General features: G+C 73.3%; 24 protein-coding genes. 8 read left to right on the plus strand and 16 right to left on the minus strand.

Annotation, left to right across the window (positions count from 1 at the left end; translation table 11 throughout):
- Positions 1–26 precede the first annotated feature (26 nt).
- The 3 genes from B0E54_RS26075 to B0E54_RS26085 all read right to left on the minus strand — a co-directional run bounded on the left by B0E54_RS26075 (position 27) and on the right by B0E54_RS26085 (position 1,928).
- The gene (locus tag B0E54_RS26075; protein WP_234588742.1) at positions 27–770 is read right to left on the minus strand and encodes a helix-turn-helix transcriptional regulator; all 744 of its coding nucleotides are present in this window, start codon (positions 768–770) and stop codon (positions 27–29) included.
- A gap of 96 nt (positions 771–866) precedes the next feature.
- Positions 867–1,169: a hypothetical protein gene (locus tag B0E54_RS26080; protein ID WP_234588744.1), complete on the minus strand. Its 303-nt coding sequence runs from the start codon at positions 1,167–1,169 to the stop codon at positions 867–869.
- 24 nt (positions 1,170–1,193) lie between these two features.
- Positions 1,194–1,928: an SDR family oxidoreductase gene (locus B0E54_RS26085; protein ID WP_234588746.1), complete on the minus strand. Its 735-nt coding sequence runs from the start codon at positions 1,926–1,928 to the stop codon at positions 1,194–1,196.
- A 257-nt stretch (positions 1,929–2,185) separates the two neighbouring features.
- Here B0E54_RS26085 and B0E54_RS26090 point away from each other — a divergent pair, with 257 nt between their 5' ends.
- Positions 2,186–3,010 (plus strand): helix-turn-helix domain-containing protein, encoded by an 825-nt coding sequence (locus tag B0E54_RS26090; protein WP_234588748.1) that lies wholly within the window; start codon positions 2,186–2,188, stop codon positions 3,008–3,010.
- A 123-nt stretch (positions 3,011–3,133) separates the two neighbouring features.
- On the plus strand, positions 3,134–5,362 hold the full coding sequence (locus B0E54_RS26095) for a family 43 glycosylhydrolase (RefSeq protein ID WP_234588750.1): 2,229 nt from the start codon (positions 3,134–3,136) through the stop codon (positions 5,360–5,362).
- Positions 5,363–5,456: 94 nt separating this feature from the next.
- On the opposite strand, the gene B0E54_RS26100 is transcribed toward B0E54_RS26095, so the two are convergent.
- The 3 genes from B0E54_RS26100 to B0E54_RS26110 all read right to left on the minus strand — a co-directional run bounded on the left by B0E54_RS26100 (position 5,457) and on the right by B0E54_RS26110 (position 7,813).
- Positions 5,457–5,966: a 2'-5' RNA ligase family protein gene (locus B0E54_RS26100; RefSeq protein WP_234588752.1), complete on the minus strand. Its 510-nt coding sequence runs from the start codon at positions 5,964–5,966 to the stop codon at positions 5,457–5,459.
- 90 nt (positions 5,967–6,056) lie between these two features.
- On the minus strand, positions 6,057–6,662 hold the full coding sequence (locus B0E54_RS26105; protein ID WP_234588753.1) for a DNA-binding response regulator: 606 nt from the start codon (positions 6,660–6,662) through the stop codon (positions 6,057–6,059).
- On the minus strand, positions 6,659–7,813 hold the full coding sequence (locus tag B0E54_RS26110; RefSeq protein WP_234588754.1) for a sensor histidine kinase: 1,155 nt from the start codon (positions 7,811–7,813) through the stop codon (positions 6,659–6,661). Before B0E54_RS26110 ends, B0E54_RS26105 begins: the two co-directional genes overlap by 4 nt.
- A gap of 132 nt (positions 7,814–7,945) precedes the next feature.
- Here B0E54_RS26110 and B0E54_RS26115 point away from each other — a divergent pair, with 132 nt between their 5' ends.
- Complete coding sequence (locus B0E54_RS26115; protein ID WP_234588755.1) at positions 7,946–8,860, plus strand: hypothetical protein; 915 nt, start codon at positions 7,946–7,948, stop codon at positions 8,858–8,860.
- A gap of 162 nt (positions 8,861–9,022) precedes the next feature.
- Positions 9,023–10,756, plus strand: a complete 1,734-nt coding sequence (locus B0E54_RS26120) for a DEAD/DEAH box helicase (protein WP_234588756.1) — start codon at positions 9,023–9,025, stop codon at positions 10,754–10,756.
- Between the two features lie 49 nt (positions 10,757–10,805).
- Here the strand turns inward: B0E54_RS26120 and B0E54_RS26125 are convergent, their stop codons facing one another.
- The 5 genes from B0E54_RS26125 to B0E54_RS26145 all read right to left on the minus strand — a co-directional run bounded on the left by B0E54_RS26125 (position 10,806) and on the right by B0E54_RS26145 (position 15,758).
- Positions 10,806–11,210 carry a DoxX family protein gene (locus B0E54_RS26125; protein ID WP_234588757.1) on the minus strand — a complete coding sequence of 135 codons (405 nt, stop codon included), beginning with the start codon at positions 11,208–11,210 and terminating at the stop codon, positions 10,806–10,808.
- A 133-nt stretch (positions 11,211–11,343) separates the two neighbouring features.
- Entirely contained in the window at positions 11,344–13,674 is a 2,331-nt protein-coding gene (gene lon / locus B0E54_RS26130) for an endopeptidase La (RefSeq protein ID WP_234588758.1), read from the minus strand.
- A 38-nt stretch (positions 13,675–13,712) separates the two neighbouring features.
- The gene (locus B0E54_RS26135; protein WP_234588760.1) at positions 13,713–13,994 is read right to left on the minus strand and encodes a hypothetical protein; all 282 of its coding nucleotides are present in this window, start codon (positions 13,992–13,994) and stop codon (positions 13,713–13,715) included.
- Between the two features lie 76 nt (positions 13,995–14,070).
- A complete protein-coding gene (locus tag B0E54_RS26140) occupies positions 14,071–14,940 on the minus strand; it encodes a manganese catalase family protein (RefSeq protein ID WP_234588761.1) in 870 nt (289 codons plus the stop codon).
- Positions 14,941–15,026: 86 nt separating this feature from the next.
- Positions 15,027–15,758 carry a sensor histidine kinase KdpD gene (locus B0E54_RS26145; RefSeq protein ID WP_234588762.1) on the minus strand — a complete coding sequence of 244 codons (732 nt, stop codon included), beginning with the start codon at positions 15,756–15,758 and terminating at the stop codon, positions 15,027–15,029.
- A gap of 98 nt (positions 15,759–15,856) precedes the next feature.
- Between B0E54_RS26145 and B0E54_RS26150 the strand changes: the two genes are divergently transcribed.
- Both B0E54_RS26150 and B0E54_RS26155 read left to right on the plus strand, forming a co-directional pair.
- Positions 15,857–16,465 carry a response regulator transcription factor gene (locus B0E54_RS26150; protein ID WP_234588763.1) on the plus strand — a complete coding sequence of 203 codons (609 nt, stop codon included), beginning with the start codon at positions 15,857–15,859 and terminating at the stop codon, positions 16,463–16,465.
- 156 nt (positions 16,466–16,621) lie between these two features.
- Positions 16,622–16,969 carry an Lsr2 family protein gene (locus B0E54_RS26155; protein ID WP_234588764.1) on the plus strand — a complete coding sequence of 116 codons (348 nt, stop codon included), beginning with the start codon at positions 16,622–16,624 and terminating at the stop codon, positions 16,967–16,969.
- Positions 16,970–17,077: 108 nt separating this feature from the next.
- Here the strand turns inward: B0E54_RS26155 and B0E54_RS26160 are convergent, their stop codons facing one another.
- The 4 genes from B0E54_RS26160 to B0E54_RS26175 form a co-directional block, all read right to left on the minus strand.
- The gene (locus B0E54_RS26160; RefSeq protein WP_234588765.1) at positions 17,078–18,376 is read right to left on the minus strand and encodes a hypothetical protein; all 1,299 of its coding nucleotides are present in this window, start codon (positions 18,374–18,376) and stop codon (positions 17,078–17,080) included.
- A 291-nt stretch (positions 18,377–18,667) separates the two neighbouring features.
- Entirely contained in the window at positions 18,668–19,546 is an 879-nt protein-coding gene (locus B0E54_RS26165) for a hypothetical protein (protein ID WP_234588766.1), read from the minus strand.
- A 107-nt stretch (positions 19,547–19,653) separates the two neighbouring features.
- Entirely contained in the window at positions 19,654–21,267 is a 1,614-nt protein-coding gene (locus B0E54_RS26170) for an Ig-like domain-containing protein (protein ID WP_234588768.1), read from the minus strand.
- A 120-nt stretch (positions 21,268–21,387) separates the two neighbouring features.
- Complete coding sequence (locus B0E54_RS26175; protein ID WP_234588770.1) at positions 21,388–22,254, minus strand: phytanoyl-CoA dioxygenase family protein; 867 nt, start codon at positions 22,252–22,254, stop codon at positions 21,388–21,390.
- A 184-nt stretch (positions 22,255–22,438) separates the two neighbouring features.
- Here B0E54_RS26175 and B0E54_RS26180 point away from each other — a divergent pair, with 184 nt between their 5' ends.
- Both B0E54_RS26180 and B0E54_RS26185 read left to right on the plus strand, forming a co-directional pair.
- On the plus strand, positions 22,439–23,509 hold the full coding sequence (locus tag B0E54_RS26180) for an Asp23/Gls24 family envelope stress response protein (protein WP_234588772.1): 1,071 nt from the start codon (positions 22,439–22,441) through the stop codon (positions 23,507–23,509).
- Complete coding sequence (locus B0E54_RS26185) at positions 23,506–24,066, plus strand: hypothetical protein (protein ID WP_234588774.1); 561 nt, start codon at positions 23,506–23,508, stop codon at positions 24,064–24,066. The genes B0E54_RS26180 and B0E54_RS26185 overlap by 4 nt, the downstream gene beginning before the upstream one ends.
- A gap of 23 nt (positions 24,067–24,089) precedes the next feature.
- On the opposite strand, the gene B0E54_RS26190 is transcribed toward B0E54_RS26185, so the two are convergent.
- Positions 24,090–25,049 carry a TerC/Alx family metal homeostasis membrane protein gene (locus B0E54_RS26190; protein ID WP_374109320.1) on the minus strand — a complete coding sequence of 320 codons (960 nt, stop codon included), beginning with the start codon at positions 25,047–25,049 and terminating at the stop codon, positions 24,090–24,092.
- Between the last annotated feature and the right edge of the window lie 57 nt (positions 25,050–25,106).

Here is a 25,106-nt window from a genome sequence, read left to right on the forward strand (position 1 = left end):
GCGGGCGGCGGGCGGCGGGCGGCGGGTCAGGCTCGGCCGCTGGACGGTGCCGCGGGCGTGTCGCGGATGAGGATGTGCTCGGGCACGCCCAGGCTCCCGGCCAGGGCGGCGCGGCCGATCGGGGTGAGGCGTACCGCCCGCCCGGCGCCCTGGGTGATCCAGCCCAGCTCGGCGAAGCGGCGGCGCAGTGCCGCGCCGAGCGCTCCGGCGAGGTGCGGCCGGCGTTCGGTCCAGTCCAGGCAGTCGCGGACCACCGGTCGGCGGGCGGCGCGCAGCACGTCCACAGGTACGCCCAACCCGGCCGCCCAGGCCCACCCGTCGGGCGTCAGCGCCAACCCACTGGATCGGTCCAGCCGGCCGTCGGCAAGCAGCGCGTCGTACAGCAGGACGCCCAGCCGCCCGGCGAGGTGGTCGTAGCAGGTCCGGGCGTACGCCAGGGCGGCGCTGGCACCCGCCGCGCGCAGTGACGTGGTCGGCGCGGGAGGGGCTGGCGCGTGCCCGGCGAGGTCCTCGATCAGCTGGGCCACCGACGGTCCGGCCAGGCGCAGGTAGCGGTGCCGGCCCTGCCGCTCCTCGACCAGCAGCCCACCCCGGACCAGCCGATTGAGGTGCTCGCTGGCCGTGGACGGGGCGACGCCGGCACGTCGGGCCAACTCGCCGGCGGTCCAGGCCCGCCCGTCGAGCAGCGCCAGGCAGATGCCGGCCCGGGTGCCGTCGGCCAGCAGGGCTGCCAGCTCGGCCATTCCCCCGCCGTCGACGCCACCACTCATGGCCCCATCATCGCCGAGGGCCAGCGCACCGATCAGGCGGGCCCGGTCGGCGTGGACGCCGCGTCGACGAGGGTCACTGTCTCGTCCCGTGGTGGATCACGGGATGCGGTGCCGCACTGGGACGATCCGGAAGTCGACGGTGGAGTGGTCGATCGTCGCGTGGACCGGCGAGTCGGCCATCCGCGTCATGATTCCGGAGGCGCTACGCCGGCCGTCGGCGGCGGAGTTCCAGGCGACGATGTCGGTGATCGTGCCGTCGTCGGCCTCGGTGATGCGACGCCACCGGAAGCCGGGCTGCTGCCGCAGGTAGTCGTCGATGTCCTCGTTCGCCCTGACGAAGTCCGTGACGGTGAGGCCGGCGACGAGACGCAGGGTCGTCATTTCGAGTGCTTCGCTCATGGTCGCCTCCATGGTGATGGACGGTCAGCCCTGCGCCGTGGAACGCAGGACGATCTCGTTGACGTCGACGGAGTCGGGCTGCGCGATCGCGTACGCGATGGCGTCGGCGACCGCCGAGGCCGGCATGCCCAGCTCGTCGGTCGCGGCGCGGACCGCGGCCTGGATCTCCGGATCGCCACCACGCTCGGTGAGTTCGGACTGGGTGTAGCCGGGGCTCACCAGTGTCATCCGGACGTCGCGGCTCTCCTGCCGCAGACCTTCGGCGAGCGCCCGGACGGCGTACTTCGTGGCGCAGTAGACGGCGGCGGTCGGGTCGACGCGGTAGGCGGCGGAGGAGCCGATGGTGATGAGGTGACCCTTGCCGCGTGCCCGCATGAGTGGGAGGGCAGCCGCGATGCCGTGCAGGGTGCCGCGCAGGTTGACGTCGATCATCTGGTCCCACTCGTCGGTCCGCAGCGCGTCGAGGGTGGACAGGGCCATCACGCCGGCGTTGTTGACCAGTACGTCGACGCGACCGTGCCGGTCATGCGCCCCGGTGACGAACGCGGCCACGCTCTCGCGGCTGGTGACGTCCAGTTCCTGGTGCTCGGCGGAGCCGCCGGTGGCGCGCAGCTCGTCGACGAGCGCGGCGAGCCGGTCGACCCGGCGTGCCCCGAGCACGACGTGGTGGCCGTCGGCGGCGAGACGGCGGGCGGTGGCCTCGCCGATGCCGCTGCTCGCGCCGGTGATAAGGACGATCTTGGTGTGTGGGCCGGTCATCACTGCTCCTGCTCTCGGTTGGTGCCTGCGGCGACGTACCGCGCGTTCCACCATCCCGCGGGGTCCCGCGCCCCGGAAGGGCGGCCTTTCCTGGGTGCGCGGCACCCTGGCAGTAGCGCCCTCGGCAGACCTGTTCAGGCAGGTGCGGCACGTTTCAGGGCCGACGTCGGTTTGTCGGCGGCCGGCGTCGTCGGTCACCGCCGTCGTCGCCGTGGAGCGCGCCGAGGCCGGGGGACGCGAGCTCTAGGCTGGTGGACATGGCCGCCACCAGCAATCGTCTCGGCGCGTACCTGCGGGCGCAGCGCGCCCGTGTCGACCCGCGCGAGGTCGGGCTGCGCGGGGGCGGCGACCGGCGGGTGGCCGGGTTGCGGCGCGAGGAGATCGCGGTGCTGGCCGGCGTGAGCGCCGACTACTACGCCCGCCTCGAACAGGGCCGGGAACGCAACCCCTCGGCACAGGTGCTCGACGCGATCGGACGGGCTCTGCGGCTCGATCCGGACGCGCGCGGTCATCTGTTCCGGCTGGCCGGGCTGAACCCGAGCCGGGGCCCGGACAGCTCCCGGGAGTCCGTCCATCCGGCGCTGCTGCGGTTGCTGGACGCCTTTCCCACGTCCGCCGCCTACGTGCTCGGTCCGGCGTTCGACGTGCTGGCCACCAACGGTGTGGCGGCAGCACTGCTGGCACCGTTCGGGGACACCGTCAACATGGTGCGTGTGCTGTTCGAGCACCCGCAGGCGCGCGCCTTCTTTCCGGACTGGCCGACCCTGGCCGAGAACGTCGTGCACGCGTTACGGCTCAACGCCGGTCTCTTTCCGGACGATGCGGGGATCCAGGCGCTCGTGGCCGACGAATCGCAGCGCTCACCGGAGTTCCGCCGCCTCTGGGAGGACCAGACGGTGCGCGGCCTCAGCCGCATGTTCAAGGTCCTGCACCATCCGCACGTCGGCCGGATCGAGCTGACCTACCAGACCTTCGACGTCCGCGACGCGCCCGGTCAGCAACTGCTGGTCGGCACACCGGAGCCGGGGAGTCCCAGCGCCGAGGCCCTCGCCCACCTGGCCGCCGTTCACGCCTCGGCCTGAACCACAGTCGAGCGTCAGCACCGGAGCCGGACGCCCGACACCTCTTTACAACGTTGTATCCATCGTTGTAGAAACGAGGCACACAGCGACCCTTGTCGACACCCCACACCAGAGGCAGGCCCCATGCGACACCTCCGCCGGGGCGGCGCGCTCGCCGCCGCGTTCGGTCTGATCCTGGCCGCCACCGCTTCCGCCACCGCTGCGGCGACCGCCTCCGACGGCCCGTCGGGCTATCGCAACCCGATCTCCGCCGACATCGGCGACACCTTCGCCGACCCGGTCGTCGTGCGCGGCGACGACGGTTTCTGGTACGCCTACGGCACCACCGACCCGCTGCGCGAGGGCGAGGGCGTGTTCCACCGGGTGCCCACCGCCCGCTCGGCCGACCTGGTCGACTGGGCGTCCGTCGGTGACGCGTTCGGCCCCGACCAGCACCCGCCCTACGCGGCGCCCGGCGCGGCGTACTGGGCCCCGGACGTCCGCCGGCTCGGCGACCGGTGGGTGATGTACGTGACGGTCACCGACACCACAGTCTCCGCCGAGGGCAGTGACTACGCGATCGGGGCGGCCACCGCCCCCAGCCCCGCCGGGCCGTGGACGTTTGCCGACCAGCCGGTCGTCGCCCCGCGCCCCGGCGGCGGTGGCGGCTGGCTGTGGACCATCGACCCGAGCCAGTTCACCGACGTCGACGGTCGCAGTTACCTCTACTACGGCAGCTACTACGGCGGCATCTCGGTCACCGAACTCAGCCCGGACGGCCTGCGCGCGGTCGGCGCCCCGACGCCGGTGGCCATCGACAACAAGTTCGAGGGCAGCTACGTGCTGCGCCACGACGACTGGTACTACCTGTTCGCGTCCACCGCGAACTGCTGCGCCGGCCCGGCCACCGGCTACTCCGTCCAGGTCGGACGCGCGCGCAGCCCACGCGGCCCGTTCACCGACCGCGACGGCGTCGCGCTGACCACGTCCCGGGCCGGTGGCACACCGGTGCTCACCCAGAACGGCAACCGCTGGATCGGCACCGGGCACAACGGGTTCATCACCGACCTGTCCGGTCAGGACTGGATCGTCTACCACGCCATCGACCGGGCCGATCCGTACCTCGACGAGCCGTTCGGCATCAACGAGCGCCCCATGCTGCTCGACCGGCTGGACTGGATCGACGGCTGGCCGACGGTCAACGCCGGCGCGGGCCCGTCCGAGGGCACCCGACCCGCGCCGGTCACCACCGGCCGCGTCGACGAACGCTTCGACGCCGCGAGCCTCGCCGGTTGGCAGCGCGCCGGCCAGTGGCGGGTCACCGACGGCCGGCTCAGCGGCAGCGGCGCGCTCACCAGCCGTACCACAGTCGGCGGGGACGTGCGCGCGGAGGCCGACCTGCGAGTCACCGGCGCGACAGGCGCCGGCGTCACCCTCGGCGACCGGGTCGAGGTCCGGGTGGACGCCGCCGCCGGCCGCCTGGTCGCCCGCGACGGCCGCCGCCAGGCCAGCACGCCACTGCCCACCGGGCTCGACGTGGGCGATCGGCACAACCTGGCCATCGAGGTACGCGGACAGCAGCTCGTCGCCGAGCTGAGCCCCGCCCGTCTCGGTGACCAGCTCGCCGTGGTGTCCCTGCGGCTGGACCGCCCGGTCACCGGCCGACCCGGGCTGACGGCCACCGGCGGCACCGCCGAGTTCGACAACGTCAGCGTGGCGCGGCTGTACCAGCCGGCCCGGCGGGCCGTGCCCGAGCCCCGGGTCGGTGCGCCGCTGCCGGCGTACTCCGACGAGTTCGACGGCGGGCTCGACAGCGACTGGCGGTGGGTACGCGCGGACCCGGCGGCCACCGTCGCCGACGGGGCGCTGCGCTGGCCCGTGCAGGCCGCCGACCTGACCGGCACCGGCAACACGGCAGGCGTGCTGCTGCGCGACGCCCCGAGGGGCGACTACGTCGTCGAGACGACTGTGACGCTGGACCTGGGCGAGGAGACGGTCCGCAACTACCAGCAGGCCGGCCTGGTCGCCTACGTGGACGACGACCGGTTCGCCCGGCTGACGCAGGTGGCGATCTGGAACACCCGGCAGGTCGAGTACGGCTACGAGCTGCCCTTCGCCGGCCAGCCGGTGTACGGCGGCAGCATCGTCGGCACGCCGGCCAGCACCACCTGGCTACGCCTCGCACACCACGTCGACCGGGCCACCGGGGAGCACGAGTTCCGGGCCGGGTCCAGCCGGGACGGGCGTACCTGGACGTGGGGTGCGGTGTGGACGTTCCCCGCCGACACGACCCCCCGGATCGGGCTGGTCGCGCACGGCGGCGCCGAGCCGGCCGTCACCGCGCGGTTCGACTACCTGCGCTTCTACCGCTGACGCGTCGCCCCTGGTCGGCACTACGCGGCGATCGGTGGCAGTTCAGCAGGACGACACTCGGCGTGTCGGACTGCTCAGCTGCCACCGATCGCGCTCATCCGAGCGATGTCACCGTCCGGTCCGTACCGTCGTAGCTGCGAGCGGCCACGAACGCTCCCGCCGGCCGTTGCCCACCGGTCACGGCGCGGGCCATCCGCAGGTCCGCGTCGCGGAACCGCAGCGCCAGGCTGAGGTGCGGCACCCACGCTCCCGGGGCGTGCCAGGGGCGGTGCCCGTCGGCCCGGTCGAGGACGTCCCAGACGGCGGCGTGCAGCGCGGTCAACGCCGGCGTGGGCCGCACGAGCCAGACCAGCGGGGCGCTGCCGTCGAGGACGACGACCCGGTCGAGGGTCACCGGCACCGGCAGCGCGGCGTCGAACAACTCGGCCAGGCGGTGCTCGACACCGGACGGGAACCCGTCCACGGCCGCCATGGTCAGATGCGGCCGGTTCGTCGGATGGATGTTGCGGGCCAGACTCGGCAACCCGGCGGCCGCCAACCGACCCCAGGCCGTCCGGATCGCGACGTCCAACCCGGGCGAGCAGACCAGTTCCACCGTACGCACGCAGACACGCTAGCCCGAACACGGTGCCCCGAGTGCCGGCCCTGCGGGACGGGCCCGCTGATCAGCGCCCTCCCCCGGGATGGGCGCGGATCAGAGCCAGCCGTTGTCCCTGGCGGCCCGTACCGCCTCGGCCCGGTCGGTCGCGCCGAGCTTCTGCACGGCAGCGGAGAGGTGGTTGCGCACCGTGCCGGTGGACAGGTGCACCCGGCGGGCGATCACCGCGACCGGTGCGCCGAACTCGGCCAGCCGCAGCGTCTCCAACTCCCGTGGCGTCAGCGGGCACGCCGGCAGGGTCAGCGCGTCGGCGGCGAGGGACGGGTCGACGTACCGGCCGCCGGCGTGCACCCGGCGGATCACGTCGGCCAACGCGCCGCCGGGCGAGCCCTTGGGCACGAAACCCCGCGCCCCGGCGGTCAGCGCCTGGCGCAGGTGCCCCGGCCGGCCGTGCCCGGTCAACACGACCACCGCGCACTCGGGACGCGCCCGGGCCAGCTCCGCGGCGACGGCGATGCCGTCCAGGCCGGGCATCTCCAGGTCCACGACTGCCACGTCCGGGCGGTGCGCGAGCGTCGCGGTGACCGCCGTCGGCCCGTCGGCGGCCTGGGCCACCACCTCGATGTCCGGTTCGAGGCCGAGCAGCGCGGCGACCGCGACCCGGATGAGGTCCTCGTCGTCGGCCAGCAGGACGCGGATCACGACGGCACCGGCACGGTGGCCTCGATGGTGAACACCGCGTCCTGTCGACGTACCCGCAGCTCTCCCCCGGCCGCGGCGAGCCGGTCGGCCAGACCCCGCAGGCCGTGGCTGTGCGCGTCCGGACCGCTCTCGTCGGCCCCGTCGTTGGTGACGGTCATCCTGGCCACGTTCTCCTTTCGGTCGATGCGGATCCGGCACCAGTCGGCGCGGCTGTGCCGCAAAACATTGGTGCTCGCCTCGCGCAACACCGCCGCCAGCTCGGTCGCGGCCGGCTGCGGCAGGTCGACGGGGGGCGACGGCACCGTGCAGCGCACCCCGCAGGACCGGAGCACCTCCGCCACGGCCTGCAACTGCTCACCGAGATCCACCGCGCGGTAGCCGTGCACGCTCTCGCGGACCTCGGTGAGCGCGGACGCGGCGAGCCGCTGCACCTCGGCGGCCTCCCGGCCGGCCCGCGCCGGGTCGACCGGGGCGAGCCGTGCGGCCAGTTCGGCCTTCAACGCGATCACGGTGAGGCTGTGCCCCAACAGGTCGTGCACGTCGCGGGCGAAGCGCAGCCGCTCCTCGGCGGCGACCAGCCGGGCCTGGGCGGCCTGACCCTGGCGGGCCTCCACCAGCAGGTCCCAGAACCAGACCTGGAACCAGTTCACCGCGGCCACGGCCACGCCGATCCCGCCCGTCACGGCCAGGGACCGCCCGACCGGGCCGCCGGTCCACCAGGCCACCGCCGCCGACACCCCGAGGGTGCCGGCGGTGACCGCCAGCGCGCCGGGGAGACGGACCACCAGCGGGGCCATCCCGACCAGGGCAGCGCCGATCCAGGCCCAGGTCGGCCAGACCCCGGCCGCGACCGGGGCCACCAGCGGCACGGTCAGCGCCGCCACGACGGCCAGCGCGAGCTGGGCGCGGCGTCGCCACCGCTGGGCGAGCCAGGGGGTGACCGCCGCGTACAGCACAGCGGTCTGGGTGGCCGCGAAGGCGAGGATCCCGACCGCGCCGAGTGCGACGCGGCCGGCGTGCGGCTCCCGGGTCAGGCCGACCGCGGGCAGCAGCACGGTCGCCCACACACCGCCGGCCAGCGACAGCAACGTGGCCAGCCGGGCCCGGCGCAGCCGGCGATCCGCCCGGGGCGTCGACACCTCGCTCGTCACGCGTCGATCGTAGGACCGCCCCGCGCCCGGTCCACCCGTGCGAGTTGTCACGGTCGGACCGCGCGCTTCGCACGGATTTCCCGTGATGGACGAACCTGCCCACCGCCCCGGACCGCCGGCAGGGTCAACGCCATGGAGAAGACACGGATGTACGCGGACCACGCTCCCTCCGTACCGCAGCCCGGATCGCTGCCGGGCGACTGCCCGGCACCCGCCGACGCGACGCCCTCGGACGCGGCGTCGGTCGGCGGCACGCGGCGGCTGCTATGGCATCTCGGCGAGATGGCACTGGCGATGATCGCCGGGATGGTGTTGCTCGGCCCGCTGTGGCACACGGCCGGCACCCTGTTCGGGGCCGGTACGGCGCTCGACCGCCCCGAGGTGGCCGCCCTGGTGATGGCCACCAACATGAGCGTCGGGATGACGGTGTGGATGCGCTACCGGGCGCACCACTGGCGTGGGGTCGGCGAGATGGTCGCCGCGATGTACGTTCCGTTCCTGCTGCTGCTCCTGCCGTTCTGGGCCGGCCTGCTGGACGGCGACGCGCTGATGGTCGGCGGGCACCTGCTGATGGTGCCGGCCATGGTGCTGGTGGCGGTGCGACACCGGCACGAGACACCGGCGGCGGTACGCCGGCACCCGGCGGCGCTGGCGCTGGCCCGCCGCTGGCCGACCGGGCTGGCGCTGCTGGTGACCGTGGACATGTGGGTCGACCCGACGGTGCTCAGTCCGTGGACGTTGCTGGTGCTGCCCGGCGGGTACCTGCTGATCGGTGTGGTGCGGCGCACGCTGCGCGGGCCGGGCGTGCTCGCCAGCCAGCTGGCCGGTCTGGCCGTCTGGGTCGCCCTGATGGTGATCGCGATCTTGGCCGGTGGGCGGACGGCCGCGTGGCTGGTGGCGTTCGGTTGGCTGGCGCACGCCGGCTGGGACGTGGTGCACCACCGCAGCGGACGGGTGGTGCCCCGCGGCTACGCGGAGTTCTGCGGGGTCCTGGACACGGCACTGGCCGGCATCATGATCCTCGCGATCCTCACCACCGATGCCTGACACGCCCACGCCGCTCGTGATCCACACAAGTTCGGGGAAAGTGCTGCTTCGGGCGTCGCGGAGGCAGCACTTTCCCCGAAGTTGCGCGGATCTTGAGGGGCGCACGCGCTCTTGTGCCGGTCGGCTCAGCGTCCGCTGAGTCGTGATGAAAGGCTTGACCCCATGAGTTCCGCACCTGCACAGCACGACGCACCGACCGACACCACCCCCGCCGGCGCCGACGAGGTGAACGCCTTCACGGAGTTGGGGCTCCGCGCCGAACTGCTGGGCGCGCTGTCCGCCCTCGGCTACGAGGAGCCGACCCCCATCCAGCGCGAGGCCATCCCGCCGCTGCTCGACGGCCGGGACCTGCTCGGTCAGGCCGCCACCGGCACCGGCAAGACGGCGGCGTTCGCGCTGCCGCTGCTGCACCGGATGGAGGCGCACCGCGACGGCGGGGACCCGGTGGCGCTGGTGCTGGTGCCGACGCGGGAGCTGGCGGTGCAGGTGTCCGAGGCGTTCCACCGCTACGGCAAGGACCTGGGTGCGCGGGTGCTGCCGATCTACGGCGGGCAGCCGATCGGGCGGCAGCTGCGGGCACTGGACAGCGGCGTCGATGTGGTCGTGGCCACCCCGGGTCGGGCCCTCGACCACATCGCTCGCGGCACCCTGCGCCTCGGTGGCCTGGCCACGGTGGTGCTCGACGAGGCCGACGAGATGCTCGACATGGGCTTCGCCGAGGACATCGAGGCGATCCTGGAGCACGCTCCGGCGCAGCGCCAGACGGTGCTGTTCTCGGCCACCATGCCGTCCCGGATCGACGGGATGGCCCGCCAGCACCTGCGCGAGCCGGTCCGCATCGAGATCGGCCGGGAGCCGACGGTGGCCGGCGAGGCGCCCCGGGTGCGCCAGAGCGCGTACATCGTGACGCGGGCGCACAAGCCGGCCGCGCTGGGCCGGGTCCTGGACGTGGAGTCGCCCACGGCGGCGATCGTGTTCTGCCGCAGTCGCGAGGAGGTGGACCGGCTGACCGAGACGATGAACGGCCGGGGCTACCGCTCCGAGGCGTTGCACGGCGGGATGAGCCAGGAGCAGCGCGACCGGGTGATGGGCCGGCTGCGGGCCGGCACCGCCGACCTGCTGGTTGCCACCGACGTGGCCGCGCGCGGGCTGGACGTCGAGCAGCTCACCCACGTGGTCAACTACGACGTGCCGTCGGCGCCGGAGTCGTACGTGCACCGGATCGGCCGGGTGGGCCGGGCCGGTCGGGAGGGCGTGGCGATCACCCTCGCCGAGCCGCGCGAGCACCGGATGCTCAAGACGATCGAGCGGGTGACCGGCCAGCGGATCACCATCGACAAGATCCCCACGGTGGCCGACATGCGGACTCGCCGGCTGGAGCTGACCCAGGCGGCGCTGCGGGAGAGCCTGCTGGAGGACGACCTGGACCCGTTCCGGGTCATCGTGGAGACGCTCACCGACGAGTTCGACCTGATGGAGGTCGCGCTCGCCGCGGTGAAGCTGGCGCACGAGGTGACGTCCCCGGGCTCGGACGACGAGGAGGAGATCCCGCAGGCGCCGGTGCGCGGCCCGCGCGAGGGTCGGCCGGAGGCCGGTGGCCGGGGCGGCGACCGGCGCGGCGGCGGTCGTCCCCGCTCGGGCGGTGGCAACACCGTCCAGGTCTTCGTCGGTCTGGGCCGGCGCGCGGGGGTGCGCCCGCAGGATCTGGTCGGCGCGATCACCGGCGAGACCGGAATCCGCGGCCGGGACATCGGCTCGATCGAGATCGCCGACCGGTTCTCCCTGGTGGAGGTGCCGCAGGGCGTCGCCGACGAGGTGATCTCGGGGTTGCGCTCCAGCACCATCAAGGGCCGCAAGGCCACGGTTCGTCGCGACCGCGGCGGCGAGGGGCGCTGAGCGAGCCGCCGGCGACCGCCGGGGTACGACGGTCGCCGGCGTGTCGGCCTCAGAAGGAGTACGGCCCGAAGCGGCCCCAGGCGACGACGGCGGCGAGGACGAGCAGCACCGCGCAGGTGATCGCGCCCTGGATCTCCGTCCGACGCTCGGCCGCCGTGTCGCGCTTGTTGCGGTCGCGCAGGTGCACCAGGATGCCGCCGACCATGACGATGACCAGCCCGAGGGCGGCCAGCGGGGTGAGCACGGTGGCGATGCCGGTGAGGGCGGGCAGCACGAGCCCGACGGCGGCCAGCACCTCGACCGCGCCGAGGGCCTTGACCTGCGACGGCGGGACCGGGTCCACCCACCGCATCATGTCGCGCAGCTTGTCCTTGGGCTGGGTCAGCTTGGCCAGGCCGGCGCCGGCGAAGACGACGGCGAGCAGGATCTGGATGATCCAGAGCACCAGGTTCACGGGGGTTACCTCCGGGGGCACCGCCTCGCGGCGGAGAGGTGATTGAGGTTGCAGGCGAGACAGTAGCCCCCGATGCGCGCACAGCGATGACCCCCGCCGTCCGTGCGGACGACGGGGGTCATCGATGCAGGTGTCAGGCCGCGAAGAGCGCCGGACCGTCCAGCGCCTGGACGTCGGCCGGGCGCAGCGCCAGGGCGAGCACGTCGGCCACGTCGGCCAGGGTGTGCACGGTCAGCGCCTCGCGCACCTCGGTCGGCAGGTCGTCCAGGTCCGGCTCGTTGCGCGCCGGGATGATCACCTCGGTGAGGCCGGCCCGGTGCGCGGCGAGCAGCTTCTGCTTCACCCCGCCGATCGGCAGCACCCGACCGGAGAGCGTCACCTCACCGGTCATCCCGAACTCGGGGCGCACCGCCCGCCCGGTGACCAGGGACGCCAGGGCCGTCACCATGGTGATGCCGGCGCTCGGGCCGTCCTTGGGCACCGCGCCCGCCGGGACGTGCAGGTGGATCCGGCGTCCCGCCAGGGCGTTCGGGTCGATGCCGAGCCGACGCCCGTTGGAGCGCAGGTACGACAGTGCGATGTGCGCCGACTCCTTCATGACGTCGCCGAGCTGGCCGGTCAGGGTCAGCCCCGGCTCGCCCTCCATGCTCGTCGCCTCGATGAAGAGCACGTCCCCGCCGGCGCCGGTGACGGCGAGGCCGGTGGCCACGCCGGGCACCGCGGTGCGCTCGGCCGACTCCGGGGTGAACTTCGGCCGCCCCAGGTAGCCGGTGAGGTTGTCGGTGTCGACGCGTACCGGTGTCGGGTCGGTCGCCAGCGTCACCGCCACCTTGCGCAGGATCTTGGCCAGAGCCCGTTCGAGCTGGCGGACGCCCGCCTCCCGGGTGTACTCCCCCGCGATCAGCGCCAACGCCTCGTCGGCGACGCCTACCTCGTCGGCGGTCAGGCCGGCCCGCTCCCGCTGCCGGGGCAGCAGGTGGTCGCGGGCGATGGCGACCTTCTCGTCCTCGGTGTAGCCGTCCAGGGTGACCAGCTCCATCCGGTCCAGCAGCGGGCCGGGGATGGACTCCACCACGTTGGCGGTGGCCAGGAACAGCACGTCGGACAGGTCCAGGTCGACCTCCAGGTAGTGATCCCGGAAGGTGTGGTTCTGTGCCGGGTCGAGCACCTCCAGGAGGGCGGCGGCCGGGTCACCGGCGTAGCCGGAGGCCAGCTTGTCGACCTCGTCGAGGAGCACGACCGGGTTCATCGAGCCGGCCTCGCGCAGGGCGCGCACGATCCGACCGGGCAGCGCGCCGACGTAGGTGCGCCGGTGACCGCGGATCTCCGCCTCGTCGCGGACGCCGCCGAGCGACACCCGGACGAAGTTGCGCCCGAGCGCCCGGGCCACGGACTCGCCGAGGCTGGTCTTGCCGACCCCGGGAGGACCGGCGAGGGCGAGCACCGCGCCGGAGCCACGACCGCCGACCACGCCGAGGTTGCGCTCGGCCCGGCGGTTGCGCACCGCGAGGTACTCCAGGATGCGGTCCTTCACGTCGGCCAAGCCGGCGTGGTCGGCGTCGAGCACCGCCCGGGCCGCGGCCAGGTCGGTGTTGTCCTGGGTACGCGTACCCCACGGCATTTCCAGCACGGTGTCCAGCCAGGTGCGGATCCAGCCCGCCTCCGGGGAGGCGTCACTGGCCCGTTCCAGCTTGCCGACCTCGCGCATCGCCGCCTCGCGGACCTTGTCCGGCAGGTCGGCGCTCTCCACGCGGGAGCGGTAGTCGGCCGAGCCGTCCGGCTCGTCCTCGCCCAGCTCCTTGCGGATCGCGGCGAGCTGCTGGCGCAGCAGGAACTCCCGCTGCGACTTCTCCAGGCCCTCGCGGACGTCGCTGTTGATCTGCTCGGTGACCTCCTGCTCGGCCAGGTACGCCTTGACCCAGCCGACCAGCAGCTCCAGCCGGGCGGTGACGTCCGGCGCGGCGAGCAGTTCGGTCTTCTGATCCAGGGTCAACCAGGGCGCGTAGCCGGCCGAGTCGGCCAGCTCGGACAGGTCGGTCATCCGCTCCACCGCGTCGATGACCTGCCAGGCGCCGCGCTGTTGGAGCACTGAGGTCACCAGGGCGCGGTACTCGCGGGCGAGTTCCCGGGCGCGGCCGGCGGGAGCGGGTTCGTCGAGTTCGGTCGCCTCGACCCAGAGGGCGGCGCCGGGGCCGGGCACGCCGGAGCCGATCCGGGCCCGGGACAGGCCACGGACCACGGCGGCGGGCTCACCGTCGGGCAGCCGGCCGACCTTCTCGATGGTGGCGACCACGCCGACCGGTCCGTACTCGCCGTCGATACGCGGCACGGCCAGCAGCTTGCGGTCGCCGGTCGCCCGGGCCGCGTCGATGGCGGCCTGGGTGGTCGGGTCGAGGGTCACCGGGATGACCATGCCGGGCAGCAGCACGGCGTCGGTCAGGGGAAGTACCGGAAGAGTTGCCATCGAACACCTGCTATCGCGTTGAGTTGAGCGTGTCTCACTCAAGTAACAAAGCGTTCCCCTTGTTCCGGAGTGTGACCCAGACCACTGTCCGGCGACGGCGGGCGAACCGGCAGCACCAGTTCCCGGACCGCCCGGACGCCGCCGGCCAGCGCCACGGCGACGGGGATGGCCAGGCTGGTCAACGACAGGGCGAGCACCACCCGGGCGGGCAGCCCGACGCCGACGGCGAGCGCCGTCAACACCGTGCAGACCACCAACTTCACCCGGGTACGCGACAGCGGGACGACTGCGGTGTCCCGGACGGGCGCGACGACGGCCATGTGCTTCTCCTCGTTTCCTCGGTGGGCCGGTCCCGTCGGGTCGCCCGTGCGAGACGGGCGACCCGACGAGACGACCTCAGGTGAGCTTGTTCTTGACGGTGTTCACGACGCTGCCGGCCACCCCCGGGTTGGTGCCGTACAGCCGCGGGTCGCCGGGCGGCAGCACCGGCTCGGGGGCGTTCGCGCGCGGACTGTCGCCGTAGCGGAACTCGCCCTTGCCGTCCGGCGCGGGCCCGGACGCCCAGCGCCCCTGGGCGGCGTCGGTGCCGGAGGAGAAGCTCAGGTAGGTGTAGCCGAACTCGTCGGTGAACTCCCCGGAATCCGGGAAGGCCTCGGGCACCGGCATGTCCTCCAGGCCGTCCTCCTTGAGCTGCTCGATGGCGGCCAGCCACATGTTCTGGTGCATGGTGTCGCGGGCCAGCAGGAAGCGCAGCATCTGCTTGACGCCGGGGTCGTCGGTCATGTTGAACAGCCGGGCGACCTGCAGGCGGCCCTGCGCTTCGGCGGTGACGTTGAGCTGGAAGTCGGCAAGCAGGTTGCCGCTGGCGGTGATGAACGCCCCGTTCCAGGGCACCCCGTTGCTGTCGGCGGGCAGCGCTCCGCCGCCGCTGTGGATGAAGTGCGCCGGGTTCGACCCGGCGTAGACCGCCCCACCTCCCGGGTTGTCCGAGAGGGCTTCCGCCATCGACAGCGGAGCGTTGTCCAGCAGCCGGGTGATCATCGTGACGATCATCTCGACGTGGCCGACCTCCTCGGTGCCGACGTCGAGCAGCAGGTCCTTGTACTTGCCGGGCAGACGGCAGTTCCACCCCTGGAACAGGTACTGGTTGGCGACTGTCATCTCGCCCCACTTGCCGCCCAGAACCTCCTGCAGCCGGCGGGCGAACGCGGCGTCCGGAGCGTCCGGCTTGGCTTCGAACTGCAGGTCCTTGACGTGGCTGAACATGAGACCCTCCTCGGGGCTGGATTGCTGGCACCGAGGACGATTCCCATCCCGCTGACCCGCCCGGGCCAACCCGTGTCCCGCCGGGGTCAGCGTGGCGGGTGGACCACCGGCAGCAGCACCTCCAGCGCCACGCCTCGGGGCCGCAGCCGGTGCACGCGCAGCACTCCCCCGTCGACTGCCACCAGCTGCCGCACGATCCACAGCCCCAGCCCGGACATTCCGACCTCCGGCGCCGGGCGGCGCAACGCGACCAGCAGCGCCTCGTCCACCCGCCCCTCGTCGGTGACCACGATGCTCAAGCCGGGCCCGCGCAACGCCGCGTAGACCCCGACGTGTCCCCCGGCCGGCCCGTGGCGCAGCGCGTTCTGCACGAGGTTCACCAACACCTGCCGGGTCCGGCCGGCCGGGACCGGCCAGGAACCCGCCCGGCGGGTGACGCGGGCCCGACGCCGGCCCGCCGGCACCAGCGCGGCGACCTCCCGCAGGAGCCCGGCCAGGGGCACAGTGGCTTCCGGTGGAGCTGTCGGCGCCAACGCGCCGACGCCGGCCGTCGCGTCCCGCAGCAGGCCCTGCAGGTGGGCGGCCTGGTCGCGCGCCAGCTCGATGACCGCCCGCCGGTTCGCGCCGGTCAGCGGCCGCCGGTCATCGGCAAGCGCCCGGGTCAACGAGGTCAGGGCGCTGACCGGGGTACGGAACTCGTGGCACAACACGCGCAGCAGCAGGTCCGCGTCCACGCCCACTGGCGGCTCGGCGCCCGGCCCCGGCCCGGTCCGACGCAACCCTCGCAACAACCCCTGCCAGCCGTGGCGTGCCCGCATGCATCCGACTCCCCCCGTTCGGTGCGTACCCGCATGATCGGTACCCGCTGGGGAACGGCGCAGACATGCCGGACGCCCCCACCCTCAGACTCGCTGTCGTGGACGACCACCCCCTCTTCGTCCGCGGCCTCGAGCTGCTGCTTCCGGCGACCACCGACGGACGCGCCGAGGTGGTGGGCTCGACCGGCGACGCCGCCGCGGCGGCCACCCTGGTCAGCCGCTGCCACCCCGACCTGGCGCTTGTCGACCTGCACATGCCACCGCCCGGCGGCGTCCGGGCGGTGGCCGCCATCCGGCGGACCACGCCACGCGTACGGGTGGTCGCCATGTCCGGTTCCACCGATCCGACACCCGCGCTGGAGGCGCTGCGGGCCGGCGCGGAGGGGTTCCTGCCGAAGACCAGCGAACCCGAGGAGCTGCTGCCCCCGTTGCTGGCCATTCTCGACGGCTGGGCGGTGCTGCCGGCCGAACTGCTGCGCGCCCTGCTGGGGCCCTCCCGCGCCGCGTCGGTCGACCTCGACGCCGAGGAGCGCCGCCTGCTGCGAGCGATTGCCGCCGGCCGCAGCACCGTCGACGTCGCCGAGGAACTGCACGTCTCGGAACGGACGGTGAAACGGATGACCGCCGCGCTGCTGCGCAAGCTGCGGGTCGCCAACCGCGCGGAGGCGGCGGCCGTCGCCGGCCACGCCGGCCTGCTTACCGATTGACGCGGGGTTCAACGCCCGCGATTCCGCGTCGGTTCACGGTTTTGTACGCACTCAATCGCGACGCGCCGAAATGAATGGGACGCATATTGTTGCGGATTCCCCGGGTAGTAGGTCAGACTTTGGACACATCCCGCCACACACAGGGAGTAATCGGCAATGGCGAGAAAAGTAATCACGGTGCTGACCGACGACCTCGACGGCGGGAAGGCCGACCGGACGGTCGAGTTCAGTCTCGACGGCGTGGCCTACACGATCGATGTCTCGGACGAGAATGCCGGCGTCCTGCGGAAGGCGCTGGACCCGTACATCAATGCGGGTCGGCGGATCGGTCGGGGCCCTGCGGAGAACACGCGGACAGTTCGGCGGCCGGGGCGACCCAGCGGTGCCGGAATGGACCGCGAGCAGAACCGGGCGATCCGGGAATGGGCCGTCCAGAACGGCTACAAGATTTCCGAGCGGGGCCGGATCCCGGTCGAGGTCGTCGAGGCGTACAAGAGCCGCTGACGCACCGCACGACGACGGGGTCCCGCCAATACGGCGGGACCCCGTCGCTGTGTGCGCGGCCGGCCACCCGGGTGCTGTCCGCCCAGGTGGCCGGCCGCCGATCGACGATCAGTTGACGTTGATGCGGATCGAATCGAACGCGGGGGTCTGGTTCGCCCGTTCCATCATCGGCAGACGGTGCGAACCGTCACCGGCCCAGACCGAGCACTGCGCCGTACCCGACTCCGGCAGGCCCGGAATCTGAATGGTCACCTCGTCCGGCTGGGCGCCACCGCGGCCGTCCTCGGTCGCGACGAAGAACGCCGGCACCTCCTGCGGCTCCGGCGGCGCGGTCAGGCTGTCCAGCATCCGGCAGGCGGTGTGGAAGTGACCCCGGACCAGGCCCTGGTCGTTGAGCAGCGAGCTCTCCACGTAGTAGCCACCCTGACCGGCAGCGAGGAAGCGGTCACGGACCAGGTTCTTGGTGCTGACCCGCAGGGTGAAGGGCTGGTTGCGGCCGACCTGCTGCGGGAACTGGGTGATCAGCAGCGACGGGTTGTTGGCGGCGGCGCCGACCTCACCGAACTCGGTGCTCACGCACCGGTTGCCGTTCTGGAAACCGTCGTGCGCCTGCAACTGGCTCTCGTCGCAGTTGTTGGCCAGAACGCCGAGACCCGCGCCGGGGGCGGTGCCACCATTGTTTCCGCCGTTGTTGCCGCCACCGTTGTTTCCACCGCCGGTGTTCCCACCGTTGTTGGTGCCACCGCCGGTGTTCCCACCGTTGTTGTTCCCACCGCCGGTGCTGCCGCCGTTGTTGTTACCGGTGGGCTGCACCTGGCACTCGGCAAGCTGCGCCAAACCCTGCGGACGCGGTCCGACCCGGTCGATAGCGGTCGTGATCCGGTCCAGCACCGCCTTACGCTTACCGGCCAGCGGCTGCAGGATCGCATTGCGGATGAAAGCGGCGCCCTTGTTGCCCTCGGCGGCCAGCCGGCGATCGGCCTCGGCGATCTGGGTCTGCAACTGCGCGAGATTACGGTCGACCTCGGCTCGCGCCCGATCCGGCACCTGCGGCAGCTTGGCCGCCACATCGGGGCAGGCGACGGCCGAGCCGGTGCCCACCGTGCCGTCCTTGCCGTCCTCGCACTCCGCCACCGACTCCTGACCGTCACCCCAGTGGTTACGCACCCACCGACCGTTCTGCCAGGTACGGCTGGTCGAGGCGCCGCTCGGCGCGGTCGAGCCGGGGCTCGGCTCCACGCACTGTCCGGCGGCGGGCCGGGGCTTGTTCGTCCGCCGGTCCTGGGCCGACGAGATCTGGGTGACGGCGACTACTCCGCCGAACACCACGAGCGTGCCGACAACGGCCAGCAGACGCTTGCTCCGCGCGATGCCGGGTGACCGGCGCGCCCGAGTGGACCTGCGCATCGAATTGCTCTCCTTCTCGATCCGGTAGTGGATTCCTGCCCTCGGCGGACCGACGGATGTGAGATGGCACGCCACGGCGGCGACCACCGCGACCTACCCGGTAACGTGTCGATGGCCGACGATGCCCTTTCCGCACCGTCTCCCGCGTCCGGTCGACGCGGTCGGGGAGATCCTCTTCGTTCGCGCAGGAGTACGGGACGGCGACGGGGAAGGTTCAACCCGCGCACAGAAAATTGCTCCGCCGCCGAGCGAATCGGCTGCGGAGCGGGGTTCAGCAGGGAAAGTGGCCGGTCAGTCCGCGCAGAGGTGGTCGAACGCGAAACCACCCACCAGCTCGTCCCGCCGCCGGCTCAGCGCGACGATCTCCGTGGTGAGGTCCGCGCGCGCCAGCAGGTCCGGGCCGTCCGGCCGTACGACGCGCAGCCGTTCGCCGATCGCGACGGTCGCGAGGTCCTCGGCCAGCCGGGCCACGTCGACGCCGCAGGAGAAGCGCTGCGCGGTCACCGAGACCCGCTCGATCAGGCACGCGTCCGGGCGCACCTGGACCCAGCTCCAGCCCTGCGCCGGGCCCTCGGTCCAGTGCACGTGCAACCCGCGCACGATCGGGTCGGCCAGGCGCCCGGCCACGTACGCCTCGACCGCCGCCGCCCGGGTCAGCGCGCCGAGGTCGTTCACCGGGCCGGTCCGGCCGTCCGGAAGCCGCCCGAGGATGTCGCGAAAGCCCACCGGAGCGGGCTCGTCCTCGGCGCCCGCCACGGTGGCACCGGCCGCGTAGGCGCGCGCGTCGAGCACGTACTCGACGAGGCGCCGGCCGTGCTCGGCGGCCCGCAACGTCGGTGACCCGACGCGCAGCACGGGCAGCCCGACGGCCGCGCTCACGGCGTCGGTGAGGCGCTCGGCGCGCTGCTCGGCCGACCCGGCCGGCGGAACCGGGCCGATCGCCACGGCGACGACCGGCCGCCCGGTGTCGGCGTCACCGACCACGAGGTCGAACGCCGTCCGGCTGGCCGACCCCCACTGGCTGCCGGTGACGCCGGGCGGGCGCCCCTGCACCAGCTCGCTGAGCCGGCACGTCCCGTACACCCGGTGGCCGGCGCGGTCGAACAGCGCGTCGCGTCCACCATCGGCGGGCATCGCCCGCAGCCAGCCGCGGCCGTCACTGCTCGTCATGTGCCTGATCCATCCGCCGGTCGGTCGAACGGCGCCGAGTCTAGGCGGTCGATCACCCGTCCCGGTGGTGCGGCCCGGCCGACTGCGCAGCGCCCGCGCCCGCTGCCCTAGCGGCAGACCGCCGTGACGACGACGGGGGCCTGCGGCAGGGTCGGCGGACGGCAGGTCCCGGGCGCCGCCGGCCGCCAGGCCGCGGCGACGTTGTAGACCGGATCCTCCGGCCGGTACGCGGCCCACCGGGACAGGTCGTTGCCGCCGTTCAGGCCGCTGGCCAGCAGCACGCTGCGGGAACCAGTCCGGACCGCGGCCAGCAGCAGCCGCATGCCGACCGTCGGATAGCCGAGCGCGGAGCATGCCACCTCGCCCTCACGCCAGCACGTCCAGGCGAGGGCCGGGTCGGTGATCGCCCGATCCGGGTACGGCGCCGAGAAGAGGTCGAACACCACCGTCTCGCCGAAGCTGGTCAAACCGACGCTCTCCCAGAAGTCCATGGCGTACGCGGCGTCGGGCATCGGCTTGGCGCAGACGGCACGTTCGTCCCGGCAGGTCGCCCCCGGCCCGGTGTAGCGGCCGTGGCTCCAGCCGAGAGCGACGATGGGCGTGATGCCGGCGACTGTCAAGCGTTGCGTGTACGCGACGATCTCCTGCCGGTACGGCTCACCGCCGTAGCGGGGGTCCACGTACGACAGGCCGAGCCAGCAGGCCTCGTTGAGCGGGACGTACACCGCCTGGACGCCGCGTGCGGCGAGCCTGGCCACGGCGGTGGCGTCGACCGGGCCGTCCCAGATGCCGCGCCCCTGCACGCAGCGGGCCTCCGCGCCGGTGCGCACGAGCGGCGTCAGGGGTCGGGGGGCGGCCGCGTCGATGACCGGGGAGATGCCCCAGAGCTGGTCGCGCACCACGCTGACGTACGGCGCCTGCCGCTCCTCGCCAGGTGTCAACACGTGGACGACCGACGACCAGTCCGTCTGCGTCGCGCCCTGGTCGTCGTACGCGCGGACGTAAAGGCTGTAGTAGCCGGCCGGCAGATCACGCCACTGGGCGGTGTACGGCGCGGTCGTGTCGGTGCCGAGCGGGGTATCCCCCTCGAAGGTCGAGCCGAAGAACTCGACGCGGGTGATCCGCCGGCCAGGCGCGGGCGTGGCGGTGGCTTCCACGGGGATGGTGGCCGGCGCGAAGAAGTGGTCCCCGTCTTCCGGGCTCGTGATCTCGACGGTCGGCAGGTTCGGGTCGGGGCCGGTGCTGGGTGATGCGCTCGGCTGCGGGCTCGGCGAGATCGGCGGCGGGCTCGACGGGGGCGTCGGCGTGGGCCGGGGCAGCACTGTCGTGCAGGTGACGCCGTTGAGCGTGAAGGTCTCCGGCCCGCCGACCCGCACCCCGTGCGTCATGACGTACGGAAAGGACACCTGCTGGTCGGCCGGCAACGTGACACCGGGCAGGTTGCGGATCGTGACCTGCCCGCCGTGCTGTTCCCAGCGCACACCGTCGACGTTCTTGATCTGCTCTGTCGGGTAGTGCAGCGGGAAGCTCAACGTCCACTCCGCGAGCGGCTGACCGACGCTCAGCACCGTGAGTTCGCCGCCCGACATGGACGGGTACTGGTAGCGGAGCTGGAGCTGCGCCGCGCACCCGCTGGCGGCGGATGCCGGGACGACCACGGCGAGGACACCCGAGGCGGCGGCGAGCGCGGCGACGGCCAGAGAGACGATCCGGTTCCTCATCAACGACCCCCGTCATCGATAAACGTCACTGGATCCTCGCTCCGGTCGATGCCGGAAGTCAAGGCCGGCGACGCCGGGCGCGCGGCCCCGCCGGCGCGCGAGCAGGGGTCGCCGGTGCGCCTACTCCGCGGCGCCCATGACCAGGCCCTCGATGGTGTGCTTCTGCCGGATCGGCTCCAACTGGTCCACCACCGGGCAGCGCAGATGCTCCCGAACGGCCACGGGCAACCGCTCCCAGTACCCCCGGGTGACAGCCATGTCGTGGTGGGCGGCGTTGCCCGCGCCGGGGGCGTCGACGCCGAGCACCAGGACCGGGCGGGCCAAGTCGGAGACGTTCGGGGTGCCGCGGTGGATGGTCAGCGCCGACCGGGCCGAGATGTCACCGCGCTGCGGGTACTTGCGCACGGCCCGCCGCTGATAGCGGGGGTAGCGCTCCCTCGGGGGGAACATCTCGTGGTCGAAGTCGGCCCCGTCGTCCCACTGGGTGCCCGGGGCGATCTCGAACGGCCCCATCTCCTCCACCGTGTCGACGGTGGTCAGGTTGAACGCCAGCGAGGTGAGCCGCCGCTGCCGGCGGGTTTCGTCCGGCATCGGGAAGTCCCGGTGCCAGGGCTGCATCGCCGCCCCGGGGAAGGGGATGTCGAAGCCCAGCTCGACGATCTCGTAGTCGTCGCCGAGGACCGCCCGGCAGACCGACATCACCCACGGATGGGTGACCAGTTCCACGAAACCGGTCAGCTGCTCCGGATGGATCTCCACGTACCACCGCTGCGGGCCGCGTCCGACCGCGCCGTCGGGACGCGAACGCGCCTCCTCGAACGCGGCGGCCACGTCCCTGCCGACCTGCTCCACCCAGGCCGGGTCGAAGGCGCCCCGACAGGCGGTGATGCCGTCGCGGTAGAGGTCGCCGAGCGCCTCGACCGGGACGTCGTCGTCGGCCGTGGGGTGGGTGGCGGGTGCCGCTGACTGAGCCGGGGGTACGCGCATCGGGGCCTCCTCGGGCGGACGACGCATGTCTTACAACGTTGTAGAAGCCTGGCAAGGGTCGGCGGGCGACGCCAGCGCTCGACCCGTTGCTGTGACCTGGATCACATCCTGTTCGCGTTCCAGAGCACCCGGCGGCGTGTATCCAGCGAGGTCGCCCGTAGCGGACCGGCTGGGAGGTCAGAGCATGTCGCGTCAGCAGTTCGGCACCCTCGCCGCGCGCGGGCCAGGTGCTCACCGCCCCCGGAAGGAACGCCCGCGTCAGGCTCGCCAGCCCCGCCCCGCCGGCGATCCGACCATCCGCCGCCGACCGAACGCCGACCGGACGGGACGACACCACCGACTTCCCCCGCGCCCCATCCCCACCCGTTCCGCCCCGAGCGTCGCGCCGACCGGCGGCGGGCCGCGCCCCGGCGGCGAAACCGGCGCGGCGGCGCAGGTCGGGCGGATCGCGGCCGACGCGGCCGCTCGGGTGCCGGGCGTGTCCGACGTCCGCCCGGCCACGGTCCGCGTGGGCGACCGGTCGGTGGGCCTCGACCTGAACCTCGTCATCGGGTACGGCCACAGCGTGCCCGCCGTCGCCGACGCGGTCCGCCGGACGGTCGCCGAACAGGTGCTCGCCCGCACCGGTCGCGCGGTGGCCACGGTGACGGTCACGGTGCGGGACGTGGTGGTGACCGGCTCGGCCGATGACGCCGCGTCGCGGCCACCGGTCGCACGCCCCGAGCTGACCACGGCGACCGTCAACCGGGTGGCGTCCGCGCTGCTGGGCCTCGCCCTGCTCGCCGGTGGTGTCCTGCTGGCCGCGCAGACGCTGCTGGTCGCGCTGGGGCGCCCGACGCCGCTGCTCATCCGCCCCGGCTGGTACGACGCGCTGACCACCACCCGGTGGCACGATCCCGTCGTACAGGCGGCCGCCGGCACCGCCGTACTGCTGGGCCTGCTCGTCCTGGTCGCCCAACTGCGCCGGTGGACGCCCGTCCGACTGCGAGTCGACGAGCGCGACGGCTGGCACCTGCACCGGCGGTGCGTGGAGCGCCGGCTGACCGACGCGGCGGACACCGTGCCGGGCGTACGCGGGACCCGAGTGCGGGTCCGGCGCCACGGCGACCGGTGGCGGCCCCGGTTGCGCGCCACCGGCGACCCGGCGGCCCGTGCCGAAGTCGAGTTCGCCGTACGCCAGGAGCTGCGTCAGCTCGCCTCGCCACGCGCCGACCGCGTCGACGTCCGGCTGCTGCCCCACCGGCGGCCGGCATGACCGACGCCGCGCACCGCCTGCTGTGGACGATCGTCGCGCTGCTGCTGGTGGCCGGCGGGGCGACCGCGCTGGCAGCCGGTTCCGGCGCGCTGCCGTTCGGCGACCCCGACGCGGTCCTGCTCGGCGGCGGCCTGGTGGACGCCTGGCGGGTCGCTACGCCCTGGAGCACCCTGGCCGCGACGGTCGCCGGGCTGCTGACCGCCGTCGCCGGCCAGCGCCTGCTGCACCGGGCGCTACGCCGACCCGACCGGGCACTGCGGGGCACGCTGAGCCGCACCGGAAGCCTCCCCGGTCGCACCCGGCTGGCCAGCGAGGTGCTCGTTCGCGCGCTGGAACGGGACCTGCTGCGCGCACCCGCGGTGCGGCGGGCCCGGGTGGTGCTCACCGGCACGCCACCGTGCCCCGACGTGTGGGTCCGGGTGGACCTGACCAGCGACGCCCGCGCCGGCGGAGTCCGCGAGCACGTCCACGACGCCGTCCGCCGGTTCGCCACGACGGCCGGCTGCCAACCGGCACACCTCGACGTGACGGCCCGGATCGAGCCGGCCCACCCCTGAGCCGGTCGTCCGGCTCCGTCGGGTCAACGGTTGGCCTGGGCCCGGCGTTCGGTCAGGACGCTCGACGCGATGGAGACCGCCAGGGTCAGCACCACCACGGCGAGCGTCAACCAGACCGGCAGCTTGCCCACCGGCGTCTCGGCCAGGATCAGCTTCAACCCGGCGAACGCGAGCAGCAGCGCCAGCCCGTAGCGCAGGTGACCGAAGTGCCGAAGCAGGCCGGCGAGGCAGAAGTAGAGGCTCCGCAGCCCGAGTACGGCGAACGCGGTGGCCGTCCAGACGAGAAAGGTGTTGGTGGTGATGGCGAGGATCGCCGCCACCGAGTCGACGGCGAAGACCACGTCGGTTGCCTCGATGGCGACGAGCGCCACCAGCAGCAGGGTCGCCACCCGGCGCCCGCCGACCCGGGCGGTGAAGCGGTCGCCGTGATAGCTGGCGTCGGTCGGCACGATCCGGCGGAACAGCCGGACCGCCCGGTTGCGGTCGGGGTCGACGTCCGGTTTCCCGCGGACGGCCAGCCGCCAGCCCGTCCAGACCAGGAATGCGCCGAGCACGAACCCGGCCCAGGTGAGCCGGTCCAGCAGCTCCGCGCCCGCGAGGATGAACAGCAGGCGGAAGGCCAACGCCCCGACGACGCCCCAGAACAGCACCTTGTGCTGGTAGCCGGCCGGCACCCGGAAATAGCCGAAGAGCAGCGCGAAGACGAAGACGTTGTCCACCGAGAGCGCCTTTTCCAGCAGGTAGCCGGAGAAGTAGGCGATGGCCGGATCGCCGCCCAGGCCCCACCAGAGCACCAACCCGAACAGCAGACCCGCGCCGACCCAGACGGCGCTCCAGAGCAGTGCCTCGCGCAACTCGATGACGTGGTTGTCGCGATGCGCCAACACGTCGACCATCAGCAGCACGGTGAGCAACCCGCCGACCGCCGCCCAGGCCCACAGCGGCACCGCGACCGTCGCCTCAGCCACCGGCGCCCCCCGCATCGACCACGGCGCACCGCCCCGCTGCCCCGCCGGCCGGCGTTCCCGAGCCTATGCGAG

It is taken from the genome of Micromonospora sp. MH99 (genome assembly GCF_021442385.1).
In the GTDB taxonomy this organism is placed as follows: domain Bacteria; phylum Actinomycetota; class Actinomycetes; order Mycobacteriales; family Micromonosporaceae; genus Micromonospora.